Annotated in this window: 9 protein-coding genes and 1 pseudogene; all 10 read right to left on the bottom strand. The window is 66.6% G+C overall.

Features of this window, described 5'->3' with window-relative positions:
• Positions 1-588 (bottom strand): annotated as a pseudogene (locus ACLP25_RS01755) (NADP-dependent oxidoreductase); the annotation flags it as partial.
• A 170-nt stretch (positions 589-758) separates the two neighbouring features.
• Positions 759-1,817 carry a quinone-dependent dihydroorotate dehydrogenase gene (locus tag ACLP25_RS01750; RefSeq protein ID WP_442467529.1) on the bottom strand — a complete coding sequence of 353 codons (1,059 nt, stop codon included), beginning with the start codon at positions 1,815-1,817 and terminating at the stop codon, positions 759-761.
• On the bottom strand, positions 1,814-2,158 hold the full coding sequence (locus ACLP25_RS01745) for a DUF952 domain-containing protein (RefSeq protein ID WP_442467528.1): 345 nt from the start codon (positions 2,156-2,158) through the stop codon (positions 1,814-1,816). Before ACLP25_RS01745 ends, ACLP25_RS01750 begins: the two co-directional genes overlap by 4 nt.
• A gap of 32 nt (positions 2,159-2,190) precedes the next feature.
• Positions 2,191-3,624, bottom strand: a complete 1,434-nt coding sequence (gene dnaA / locus ACLP25_RS01740; RefSeq protein ID WP_442467530.1) for a chromosomal replication initiator protein DnaA — start codon at positions 3,622-3,624, stop codon at positions 2,191-2,193.
• A 135-nt stretch (positions 3,625-3,759) separates the two neighbouring features.
• A complete protein-coding gene (locus ACLP25_RS01735) occupies positions 3,760-4,206 on the bottom strand; it encodes a rhodanese-like domain-containing protein (RefSeq protein ID WP_442467527.1) in 447 nt (148 codons plus the stop codon).
• Between the two features lie 580 nt (positions 4,207-4,786).
• Positions 4,787-7,471 carry a hypothetical protein gene (locus tag ACLP25_RS01730; protein ID WP_442467526.1) on the bottom strand — a complete coding sequence of 895 codons (2,685 nt, stop codon included), beginning with the start codon at positions 7,469-7,471 and terminating at the stop codon, positions 4,787-4,789.
• A gap of 88 nt (positions 7,472-7,559) precedes the next feature.
• Positions 7,560-8,429, bottom strand: a complete 870-nt coding sequence (locus ACLP25_RS01725) for a protein-L-isoaspartate O-methyltransferase family protein (protein ID WP_442467525.1) — start codon at positions 8,427-8,429, stop codon at positions 7,560-7,562.
• A 177-nt stretch (positions 8,430-8,606) separates the two neighbouring features.
• Positions 8,607-9,137 (bottom strand): L,D-transpeptidase, encoded by a 531-nt coding sequence (locus tag ACLP25_RS01720; RefSeq protein WP_442467524.1) that lies wholly within the window; start codon positions 9,135-9,137, stop codon positions 8,607-8,609.
• A gap of 68 nt (positions 9,138-9,205) precedes the next feature.
• Positions 9,206-9,988 (bottom strand): CDP-diacylglycerol diphosphatase, encoded by a 783-nt coding sequence (locus tag ACLP25_RS01715; RefSeq protein ID WP_442467523.1) that lies wholly within the window; start codon positions 9,986-9,988, stop codon positions 9,206-9,208.
• A gap of 53 nt (positions 9,989-10,041) precedes the next feature.
• Positions 10,042-10,877 (bottom strand): FAD-dependent oxidoreductase (locus ACLP25_RS01710; protein WP_442467522.1); only part of this gene is annotated, 836 nt, incomplete at its 5' end.

Genomic DNA, 10,877 nt, shown 5'->3' with positions numbered 1-10,877 from the left:
GACGCAGGCGGCGTAGCCGAGCTCCTTCACGGCGTAGGCGCATTTCTCCGCCCCGCCCGCAATCCCGAGGGCGCGCGCGCCGGCCGCCCGAGCGAGTTGCCCGACGACCGAGCCGACCGCCCCGGTCGCCGCCGAGACGAGCACGGTCTCTCCGGCCTTCGGCGCGATGATGCGGTTGAGCCCGTACCAAGCGGTGACCCCAGGCATGCCGACCGGCCCGAGATAGGCCTGGATCGGGATCGCCCTGGCGTCGACGACGTTCAGGTTGCTGAAGTCGCTCACGAAATAGCGCTGCCAGCCGCCCATGCCGACGACCGCGTCGCCCGGCTTGAAACGCGGATTGTCAGAGGCCTCGACGATCCCGACGGCGCCGCCCTGCATCACCGCGCCGACTTCCTGAGGCTTGGCGTAGGACTTCGCGTCGCTGATCCGACCGCGCATGTACGGATCGAGCGACACAAACGTGTGGCGCACGAGAACCTGCCCCGGACCTGGCGTCGGAACGGGCGTCTCGACGACGCGGAAGTTTGCGGGCGAGACTTTGTCCGTCGGTCGATGATCCAACAAGACCTGAAGGTTGCTGGCCATGAAGCGTCTCCTCGTCACCCGGCCCCGCGGGCCGGCGGAGGGCGGACCCTAAGGCATGCTGAGGGCGGACGGCAACGCCGTCCGGCGCATAACCTCGTACGGCTCTCAGCTCCGCGCCCGCCGGCCGGGGCCGTAGCGCGCGAGCACGCCGCCCGCCCCCGCCAGTTCCTTCAGGACTGGGCCCATTCGTGCGCCCGCGTTCCCGTGAGCGCCGCGACGCTCGCGACGCCGCGCGCCTCGACCGTCCGGGCGAGTCCGTCGAGGACCTCGGCGACGACGCCGACGCCCTTGAGCGCAAGGCTCGTGTAAAGTTGGACGAGATCCGCGCCGGCCTCGATCTTGACGAGCGCGGTCTCGGCGTCCTCGATCCCGCCGCAGCCGATCAGCGTGATCGCGCCGCCGAGCTTGAGACAGGCCTGCGCGAGGAGCCGGGTCGAGGGCGCGAACAGCGGCCGGCCCGACAGGCCGCCCGTCTCGCCGCGATGGCGCGATCTGAGCGTCGGGGGTCGGGAGACGGTCGTGTTGGAGACGATCAGGCCGTCGACCCGCCGCGTGAGCGCAATGGCGAGGATGTCATCCAGCTCGCGCTCGTCGAGGTCCGGCGCAATCTTGACGAGGAGCGGCCGGCGTGGCGCAGTCGCCTCGCTTGCTTCGACCACCCGCGCCACGAGCGCATCGAGCGCGTCGCGGCGCTGCAGGTCGCGTAAGCCCGGCGTGTTGGGCGAAGAGACGTTGATCGCCAGATAGTCGGCGACAGGCGCGAAGGTTTTGACGCCGAGCGCGTAGTCCGCGATCCGGTCGGCCGCGTCCTTGTTGGCGCCGACATTGACGCCGACGAGCCCTTCAGGCCGCCGCTGAAGCCGCGCCCGCGCGCGGTCGTAACCCTCGTTGTTGGAGCCGAAGCGGTTGATGACCGCCCCGTCCTCTCTGAGGCGGAAGAGGCGCGGGCGGGGGTTTCCGGGCTGAGGTCGCGGCGTCAGCGTGCCGACCTCGACGAAACCGAAGCCGAGCCGAAGCATCGCTCCGGGAACCTCGGCGTTCTTGTCGAATCCGGCGGCGAGCCCGAGCGGGTTGGGAAACGACAATCCCAGAGCCGCGACCGCGAGCCGCGGATCGGGCCGCTTCGCCGGAAAAGGCGGCGCGAGCTTCAGGCCGAGGATGGCCGCCCTATGCGCGGTTTCCGGCGGCAGGCGCTTGACCAACGGCTCGAAGAGCTCAGCCGTTCTCACGCCCCAAGGTCCCCGAAAACATGGCGACCGTCGGGTCCGAGCGGCAGCGGGCGGGACCAGACGACCGCGCTCATCGGCAAGGGCGCATAGAGATGGGGAAACAGCGCTCCGCCGCGCGACGGCTCCCAGCGGAGCGCGGCGCCGAGCGCGTCCGCGTCGACCGCGGCCAAGGTCAGGTCGTCGCGCCCCGCGAACCATTTCGCTGCGGTTTCCGGCGCCTGGGCCGAGGTCGAGAAGTGGATGTAGCCGTCGGCGCGATCGACTGCTGTGCCAGCGAAGACGCCGTCCGTTTCGGCCGCGCGCCATTCTTCCGTCGCCACGATCTTGAATACGAGGGTCATCCCCGCGTACGGGTCCCGTCGGCGCATGGCCGCTAGTCCTGCAGCATCCGCTTCAGGAGTTCCAGTTCGTCGCGGAGCGCGCTGTCGGTCTGCGACAGGGCTTCGATCTTGCGCACCGCGTGCAGCACGGTTGTGTGGTCGCGTCCGCCGAAGCGCCGGCCGATTTCCGGCAGCGAACGCATGGTCAGGGTCTTCGCCAGGAACATCGCGACCTGACGCGGCTTGACGACGACGGCGGTGCGTCGCGACGACAAAATGTCCGCGCGGGACACGCTGTAGTGCGTGGCGACGAGCTTCTGGATTTCCTCGATCTTGACGCGTTTGGGTTCGTGTGCGCGGATCAGGTCGCGGATCGCCACCTCCGCCGCCTCGACCGTCAGAGGCGCCCCGGTAAGCGTCGCATGCGCAAGCAGCCGATTGACGGCGCCCTCGAGATCGCGCCCGTTGGAGCGGATCGAGCGCGCCACGAAGGCGAGCACGGAGGGCGAAAGATCGAAGTTCGGCTGCATCGCGCGCGCAGCGGCGATGCGCGCCTCGAGGATCTTCACCCTGAGCGGCTCGTCGAGCGCGCCGATCTCGACGCAGAGCCCCACGCTGAGACGTGAGCGCACGCGCTCGTCGAGCGCTTCCAGATCATTCGGCGGCCGATCCGCCGCGACGATGACCTCGCGCCCGGCGTCGAGCAGGGCGTTGAGCGCGTGTCCGAACTCGGCCTGGATCGTCTTGCCCTGCAGGAACTGCGCGTCGTCGAAGATCAGGAGATCGATCGCCCTAAGCCGCTCCTTGAAGGCGATCGACGTCTGCGCCTGCAAGGCCGCGACGAAGCCGTACATGAACTTTTCGGCCGTCAGATAGATCACCGAGCGGCCCTGGCTCGCCGCGGTATGCGCCACCGCTTGCAAGAGGTGGGTCTTGCCGAGGCCGACTGCCGAATGGATGAACAGCGGGCAGAACGAGGAGACCTGCCCTCCAAGGTGCTCGGCCGTGCGCTGCGCCGCCGAGAACGCGAGCTGGTTGGAGCGTCCGACCTGGAACGTCGAAAAGGTCAGGCGGCGGTCGAGCGGCGAGCCGGCCAGGGCGTCGGAGGCGTTGATCGGAGTCGGATGCGTTGATCCGCGCCGGGCGGCCGGCGCCGCCCGCTCCTGCGCGACCGGCGCGACGGCCGCTGGCCTCGGGGCCGCCGGTAGCGGACAGATCGCCGCGCCGCCCGCCTGCGGCTCCGGTCGCGCCGACGATCGGACCACGACGAGAATCCGGGCGAGCGCGCCGAATTCCCCGGCGAGCGCCGTGGTGATGTGTCCCAGGTAATGGGTGTCGATCCAGCTCTTGAGGAAGCGGGTCGGCACGGACAGACGCGCCTGGCCGCCGCCGATGGATTCGAGCTCGATCCGGCCGAACCAGCTGTTGAAGATGTCTTCGCCTAGCTCCGCCCGGAGCCGTTCGCAGCAGCGCCGCCAGGACTGCATGAGCAAAGCTCCGCTTGTGGTGACGGGATCGTTGGAAACGGCGAGGATTTCGTTACGGAGGCCCATGGACGGAACTCGAGCGAAGGACAGGGAAGGGATCATCGGCGATGCGTCGATCGACGCGGCGGGGAGAGCCTAGCTCTGGGCCCAGGGGAGATTCCCCGCCCTCCACCCTCCGACGACGTTCCGGCGCCGCCACGGATCCAGCGGTCCCTCGAATCCATCCGAGATATTGTAGCAGGGCGCCCAGCCCGCCTTGGTCATGGCGATCGCCGCTTGGCGCGAACGAGCGCCAGAACGGCACAGGAACAGGAGCGGAGCGCCCGACTTGACGCCTGCAGCCTCGAGCATCGCTGACAGGCGCGAGGGAAAGTCCGGATCGACATGCATCGCCGGAAAGCTCTGCCACTCGATGAAAAGCGGAGTCTTGCCCAGATCCGTCAGGTCCGGGGCGCCGACGTAAGCCCACTCGGCCTGCGTCCGGACATCGATCAGGATCGAGAATTCGTCGCCAGCCAGGAGCTCGTAAGCGTTGGTCGCGAGCAAGTCTCCAGCGTAACCGGCAGCGCTCTCGTTAGACATAGGTTCTCCCTCCGCAGCCCGCACCACGGTCGTTTATTCTCCAGTAAAGCTTAAACAAAGCTGCCTTAGCAGCTTTCGGCATGAAAGGCGACCTCAAGCCCATAAGTCGAAGCCCCACCGTTCGCTCAAAGGGTTGAGATTTACTTTTTTATTCTATCCTCGCCTTACTCCGCAATACTGAGCTATCCCCGTCTCTACTCATCTTCTGCTTGGATCGGTCAAGACTATGGCACGGGCGGGGCAGCGAGGCAACCGGCTTCAGCCGCTGCAAAGAGTCGCGCCCGCCCCGCGCCGGCGCAAACTTTCACCGCGGCCAAACTGTTTTATCGCAAGGGCTTGATTCGAGACCCAAGATCAACGCGCTCACGTCCGTCCCGTCGCGAACCACGGCTTAGCGGCTAAGGCCGGCGCAGGACGCAGCCGTCCGGAAGGAACACCCGATGCCGGGCGACAAAATCCTTCTTGATTAATAAATCTTTGATAATCATAAAAATTTTGTGTCCGGCCGGAAGATCGGGAGCGTCGCCGCCTCGTTGCAAAACCGTTATGTTTCGGCCCGGCGACGACCGCGTGACCGTTTTCAGGGGCTTCCAAAGGCCTCGCCGGGCGCCTCCGACTTGGACTTATCCACAGCTATCACGCCAAAAAATGCGGGCAGGGCCAACAGATAGGCGAAGCCTGCAATTTCGATCACCGCACCCAGGCCAAAATTGGTCGCGATCACCGGCGCCGCCGCGGCCCCGATCACCGAGAAGCATCCGTTGACGCCCCAGGCCCAGATGAACAGGTGATCCTTGCCGAGGCGCCCGAGCGTGGTCATTGCGGTCGGCATCGGGAATCCCATGAGGAACGCCGGCGGCGCGATCAGCAAGAAACACAGCACGAGCCGTTCGCCATAGGGGAGCGCTGCGATCCCGTCGAGCGCGAGATTCACGAACAGCGCATAGGAGAGCAGCAATCCTCCGATGGCCAGGAAAATTGCCGGCATCACCGCGCGCATAAAGGGCAAGATGCGCTCCGAGGTCAGCGCGCCGAGGCCGGAGAAGACCAGCATGCCCGTGATCAACACCGAGGCGGAGATAGTCGGGTTGCCGAGCGCCATGACGAAATGGGCGATGAGCCCCACCTCGACCATGATGTACCCCGCGCCGAGGCAGGCGAAATAGAGCACGGTCAGCGCCTTGCCGCGCGAGCGCGAGAAGATCGACCGCCAGCCCCAGAGGACCGGAATGACGAGCAGCACCGCCGCCGTCAGACAGGCGACCCCGAGCGTCGCCCAGATCAAGAGATAGCCCCACTCGTCCTGCAGTAGCTCCAGACGGTCGGTGACCCGCAGCAGATCGCCGGTCTTCACATAAGCGGCGAAATAGGGGGCGTCGTTGGTCAGGGCGCGGGTGTTGAACACGTAGCGCTTGGCGACGTCCGGCCAATCGCCTGCGATTAGCGCATGCCAGGCGAGGCGTCCCATGACGGTCGCAGGCAGGACGCTGTCGTCAGCCTTGCCGGGCGGCGGCGCCCCCTCGTCCGACCCCTCCGTCGACTGCGCAGCGTTATCCCCCGGCTCCGGCGGGCCACCGTCCGCTCCGGCGAAAATCTGCTGGACGTAACCGTCGAGGGTCGCGTCGGTCTGGGACGGGTCATAGACAAAGCCGGGATAGTAGATCTCGTCGAAGGACATGGCGCGCGTGTGCGTGCGCAGTTTCGCGATCTCCTCCGGCGTGAAGCCCCCGTTCTTGTAGAGCACCGTCGCGGTCGACAGGTAGGACGAGGCGACGAAGAAAGAGTTGGCGAGATGGTCTGAATCGACGTCGCGCGCCGCCGCCGCCATCGTGGCGTAGAGCTTGAGAACCGACTTCGGCGGCTCTTCCTTGTTCCACAAGGTCACCGACAGCACGCCGTCCGGCGCGAGCGCGCGCATGTAGGTCTCCATCGCCTCCTTGGTGTAGGGGAACTTCTCCACGATGGCGAAGCCGCCCGGGTTGGAAAGGCCGACGGAGTCCGCGAGGCTCAGGTCGATGACGTCGAACTTTTCCTTCGCGCCGGCGAGGAAGTGGCGGCCCTCATAAGGGATCACGCGCACCTTCGACAGGATGTCGCCGGTGAAGTCGCGCAGGACCGGGCTCCTGAACGCCTCGAGCACGGCCTGATTGCCTTCGGCGACGGTGACGTCCTTCGCCCCGGAATGCAGCGCGACCTCGGTCGAGATGCCGCCGCCAAACTGGATGATGAAGGTCTTGGGCGCCGACTTGATGACGTAGGGGTAGACCATCGGCAGGAAGCGGAAATAAGCCGTCTCCTTGTCGGTCAGATCGCGCATGATCCCGATCGGGCCGTCGCTGTCGATGTACATGCCGAGGTAAGCGTTGGCCGGCATGGTGGGCAGGCTGAACCCGGCATTGTCGGAAAGCCCGGGTGCGAAATGCAGGTAGGAGCTGGAATAGACCTCCAGATAACCGAATGGCGAGGCGCTCTCGTAGACTCTTTTCGAATCCGGGAACTTCCGGGCGTAGGAGACGCCCTTGTAGTCGTTGACCGCCAGCGTCTTGAGACCGAAGGCCGGAGCGAGAACGAAATGGCCGCCGAACGCGAGCACGCCGGCGACGGCATAAGGAATGAGCGCCGCACGTCCGCCCGGCCCGAGCGCCCAGGCTGAGCACGCCGCAAGCCACAGCATGAGCGGGGCGGCGATCAGATTGGCGGGGACGAAGACGTACATCGCGAGAAGGAAGATGAGCCCGCAAAGCCCGGAGCCCGCGAGGTCGGCGAAATAGACCCGCCCGAACGTGCGGTTGCTCTTGAGAAAGACGCAGCCGAGGAACACCGCGCCGGCGAGGAACGGCATGAGCTCCGCCAGAAACATCTGCAGGAGCTTCCACTTCTGGGTCGGGTCCGAGACCAGGAAGATGGCGTTGAAGCCCAGTCGCTGGACGTAAAGATTTGCCGCGACGGCGAGCGGACCGAAGAGGCCGAGCGCGACCGTGGCCGCGCCGCGCCAGTGTCGCGCGAACCAGTCCTTGGCGACGGTCATCACCGCGCTCGTCAGACCGAACCCCAGCATGGCGAGGCTGACGACCAGCGAACCAAAATGCGCCCAGCTGCTGACCGAGAAGACGCGCATGATGTCAATCTGCAGCGCGATCACGGCGCCGGCGCCGAGGCCGACGGCGAAATAGAGCCCGACCCGCTCGCGAGCCGTCAGTACGGCGTCGTCCGAAGGAGCCTCGATGAGGCTTGCATCCGCGGGAATGGGGCTGGCGTCGTTCATGAAGTCCTCGCCGAAAGGGGCGTCAGAAGGACGAACGGCGCCCCTGAGGTCGGGACGCCGTGAAGGAGGGACCTGAGAAGGTCCGTCGTCAGTTGTTGTGCGTGCCGACGATCTGGTCGCCTTCGAGCTTGGTGAAGGGCACGAAGGGAACGATGCGGCCGCCATAGATGTCGGAGCGCGCGACCGTCATCTGTCCGTCGGAGCCTTCCGTCTTGACGACCTTCAGCACGCGCTGCGCGCCGGGCGGCCCGACGGGGATGACCATGATCCCGCCTGGCTTGAGCTGCTGGAGAAGCGGCGGGGGCACGTGGTCGATGCCGCAGGTGACGATGATCTTGTCGAAGGGGGCGAACTCTTTCCAGCCGTAATAGCCGTCGGCCGCCTTGGACGTGATCGCGCCGAACTCGTTGTAGCCGTCCTTGATGAGCGCGTCGTAGATGCCGCGCGTGCGGTCCGCGAGCGGCTTGATGATTTCGATCGTGTAGACCTTGTCGGTCAGGTGCGATAGATAGGCCGACTGGTAGCCCGACCCGGTGCCGATCTCGAGCACCTTCTCGCCCTGCTTGGGATCGATGTTGGACGTCATCCGTCCCACGATGTGCGGGCCCGAGATGGTGACCCCGAAGCCGATGTCGAGAAAGGCGTGGTCGTAGGCGCGGCCGAGATTCTGCTGCAGTACGAATTTTTCCCGCGGGGTCAGCAGGAAGGCGCGCTTGTGACGGTCGTTCAGGAGGTCCTCGTTGCGCACCATGGCCTCGAACCGGTCGAACCGCTCGCCGAGGTACTTGGGATCCTCACCACGCTGAGCGACGCCCCAGGCGATGAACTTCTCACGGCTGTCCATCGGGGGATTGAGGTCGAGCGAATAAGCCGTCGGCACGTTGGCGAGCGCCAGACGCGGCGCGCAGGCCGCGCCGATGAGTCCGGCAGCGCCGGCCAGAAATTCACGTCTCCGCACCAAACCACTCCTCGATGAACTGGGCCGACGGCCTGATAACCCAACCCGCAAGAAAAGGCGACCGGCAAACGCGCGTATGTTCAGGCGAATCGGCCTCTCACACGGTCGCCCGCCCCACTGGCTGAGCAAAGCGGCCGTCCGGAGGCGTCCGCGTGACGACCCTGAGACGTTCGCGGCTCAGCGGGCGATCGGGTTGCGCACCCACTCCTTAAGCGAGCGTTCGTGCGGGGCCGGCGCGTAGGCGAGGGCCGCGCCCGCGGCGTGGCGGGCGTGAGCGACATGGGTCGGCGCATCGCCGGTGATGCGGATCACCGCCCCCTGAGCCTCCACCATGGCGAACAATATGGCGGCGTGTTGGGGCGACAGCCGGATGCATCCATGGGACGCAGGGCCGCCAAGCGCGCCGACTGCATTGGTGCCGTGGATCGCGTATTGGCTGTAGAAGAAAATGGAATGCGGCATTGGCGCGTTATTGTACTTGGCCGAACGAACCATCGCGTACATCGCCCGCGGCCGGAAGACGCCGCGCGGCGTCAAATGGCCCTCGCGCCCGGAAGAGATCGACCAGACGTAGCGCTCGCCGGAACTCGCGTGGACGCGCATCGTCTGCGCGGTGAGGTCCACGTCGACCGACACGACCGCGAGGGCCCGGCCCTGGATCGCCAAAAGCAGGCCAAGCGCCAGCAAGACCCGGAGACCAAATCGCATGGACGCGCTTCCCCCGAACGGAGACCATGAATTTGGACCTCAAGGTCCAAAATAAACGTTAACCTCATTCATGGCGCCATTTGGGCGATGGCGCAATTGTGGTCCTGAAGGTCCTCGGCGTGGCCCCCGCCTTCAAGCGAAAAGACGTCGGCAAGAAGAACGAAGCCCGGCTTGCCGTCGAAATCCGCGCCGATGGCGGCCATGCTCATCGCCCCCATGTGCGCCTTCGCGTCAGGGAGGCCGTCGGCAAGCAGCCGGAGCAGCGGCTCGTCATGAATGAGATCGTCCGAAAGAAGCCGCCGCGCGAAATAGGCGCGGCCGTTGAGCGCGACCGTCATGGCTCGCCACTGGTCGTCCAGGGCGGACTTGTAGCCCTCGAGCGCCTTTAAAACGTCGATGCGAACGCAGTCGACGTGAACGTGCAACTGATCCTGGCTGCGCGCGTATTGCGAATTGATCGCCAGCGCGACGGCCTCGCGCGGCAACGCCCGGCCCCCGAGCCGCGCCTCGACGAAAGTCTTCGCCTTCCAGCCGTCGGCGAAGACCGGCGGCGCGTCGGGCGCGAGCATCTGCGGATCCTCGATTCCGCTGATCCGGCGGGTCGGGATGGCGAGCATCTGCGCGACGCCGACGCGGTCCTTCAGGATCGCGACCCCCTCTGCGACGCCCCCGTTCATGTCGACGACCTCGCACGGCGTCGGGCCTTTCCCCGCGTCAAAGTGCGGCACGCAGCCGTCGTGGACGATGCGCCAGAGGGCATTGGGGTCGGCGCGAGCCGGCCCGGCCAATGCGAGGGGGAGGGCGAGCGCCGGCGCCGTCAGGAGCCGGAAGACCAGGAACCGTCGCGTCATCGTGATCGCCCCCGCGGACCGCGCTGGAGCGACCGGCGCAGATCCTCACATCCTCACACGTGGATCGCCCGCTTGTCGACCGCCATCGCCGCTTCCTTGACCGCCTCGGACATTGTCGGATGGGCGTGGCAGGTACGGGCGAGGTCTTCCGCCGAGCCGCCGAACTCCATCAGGACGCAGGCCTCGTGGATCATCTCGCCGGCCCCGAAGCCGACGATATGGGCGCCGAGCACCCGGTCCGTGGCCGCGTCGGCGAGTATTTTTACGAACCCGTCGGTGTGGCGCATTGCGCGCGCGCGCCCGTTGGCGGTGAAGGGGAACTTGCCGACCTTGTAGGCGACGCGGGCGGCCTTCAATTCCTCCTCGGTCTTGCCGACCGAGGCGATCTCGGGGCTCGTATAGACGACGCCGGGGATCACGTCATAGTTCACGTGGCCCGCCTGGCCCGCCAGAATCTCGGCCAGCGCGACGCCCTCGTCCTCCGCCTTGTGGGCGAGCATCGGGCCCCGGATCACGTCGCCGATGGCGTAAATGCCGGGGACGTTGGTGGCGAAGTGCGAGTCGACCACCACCATGCCCCGGTCCATCGCCACGCCCTGCGCCTCGAGGCCGAGGTTCTGGGTAAAGGGACGCCGGCCGATCGCGACCAGCACCACGTCGGCGTCGAGGACCTTCGCTTCGCCGCCCGCGGCCGGCTCGATGGTCGCCTTGACCCCCGAGCCCGCCTTCTCGACCTTCGTCATCTTGTGGGCGAGGTGGAACGCGAAGCCCTGCTTCTCGAGCATCCGCTGGAACTGTTTGGCGACCTCGCCGTCCATGCCGGGCAGGATGCGGTCGAGGAACTCGACCACCGTCACCTCGGCGCCGAGCCGGCGCCAGACCGAGCCGA

This window comes from Roseiarcus sp. (assembly GCF_052145395.1).
Classification (GTDB): Bacteria; Pseudomonadota; Alphaproteobacteria; order Rhizobiales; family Beijerinckiaceae; genus Roseiarcus.
Note: the sequence above shows the minus strand (reverse complement) of the source record. Positions and strands in the feature narration are given on the sequence as shown.